A 1,329-nucleotide genomic window follows, 5' to 3' on the forward strand; every position below is an offset into this window, starting at 1 on the left:
TGTATAAGAGACAGAGGTTCACGCACGCACGTGCGTGAACCTGGCCCTCGGCCGAACCCTTGCCCCTCACCGAGCGTGACATCCGCGTGTTCGCCCTTGTCATGCGCCTGGTACCGTCCCGGCCAACGGTCGTTTCCCATCCGGTCCGTCCGTACCCCGAGAACTCAATTCCGTTTCGCCGCTGAGAGGTTGGAGCATGCCGGACGACGCCGCAGCATCGGGTGAGGCCGTGGCCCGGAACGCCGCCGAGGAGGCGTCCGCCCTCTCGCACCCTCCGGTCGACCCCGACGCCGGCGCTGCGTACGGTGACCACCCCGACCAGGTGATCGACTTCTACGCCCCGCGCGGGCCCGGCGCCGAACAGGACCTCGTACCGCTCGTGGTCGTCCTGCACGGCGGTGCCTGGCGCGCGTCGTACGACCGCCGTCACATCTCCCCGTTCGCCGGTTTCCTGGCCCGCCGTGGTTTCGCCGTGGCGAACGTGGAGTACCGGCGCGGCAGGGAAGTCGGCACGGAAGGCGGCACGGAGAGTGGTGCGGGGGGCGGCGCGGAGAGCGGGCTGGTGGCGGGCCGCTGGCCGGAGACGTTCGACGACGTGGCGGCGGCTTTCGACGCGCTGCCCGCCCTCGTACGGGACACGCTGCCGCAGGCGGATCCGCGCCGTATGGTGATCACCGGTCACTCGGCCGGTGGCCACCTCGCCCTGTGGGCCGCCGCCCGCCACGTCCTCCCGGCCGACGCGCCGTGGCGCCCGGACCGTCCGGAGCTGTTGCGCGGTGTCGTCGCCCTCGCCCCCATCGCCGACTTCGAGGTCGCCGAGAAGCTCGAGGTCTGTGGGGGAGCGGTCACGGAACTCCTGGGCGGGAAGGACACGTTCGCCGATCGCCGGGCGTACGCCGACCCGGCCCTCCTGCTGCCCACGGGCATCGCCACCACGGTGGTACAGGGCCGTACGGACATCGTCGTCCCCGAGGCGGTCGCCGAGTCGTACGCCGACGCGGCGGCCAAGGCGGGCGAGATGATCGGCCTCACCTTGCTGGAGGACGTCGGCCACTTCCCCCTGATCGACCCGGCGGCGGACGCGTGCGCGGTGGTGGCGGAGGAGATCGCGCAGCTGGCGTGGTGAGACGAGTGGGACAGGTGGACAGGTGGACAGGTGGACAGGTGGACGGGTGGGCAGGTGGGACAGGGCCCCGGCACGGTCCCCGGTGATACCCGTAGTACCTGAGAGCTACGAACCAGGTGAGCTCCCTGGCGTGACGCGGACGACGACTCCGCGTTCGTAACTTCCCTTCCATGCAAGCCCGATGAGCGGGCTGATCGGGAGGG

General features: G+C 71.2%; 1 protein-coding gene. It reads left to right on the forward strand.

All coding sequences use genetic code 11. The features are described 5' to 3' along the window. Positions 1-196: 196 nt before the first annotated feature. The gene (locus tag FNH08_RS50140) at positions 197-1,126 is read left to right on the forward strand and encodes an alpha/beta hydrolase family protein (RefSeq protein ID WP_152778684.1); all 930 of its coding nucleotides are present in this window, start codon (positions 197-199) and stop codon (positions 1,124-1,126) included. The last annotated feature ends 203 nt before the right edge of the window (positions 1,127-1,329 follow it).

It is taken from the genome of Streptomyces spongiae, from assembly GCF_009377185.1.
Taxonomy (GTDB): domain Bacteria; phylum Actinomycetota; class Actinomycetes; order Streptomycetales; family Streptomycetaceae; genus Streptomyces; species Streptomyces spongiae.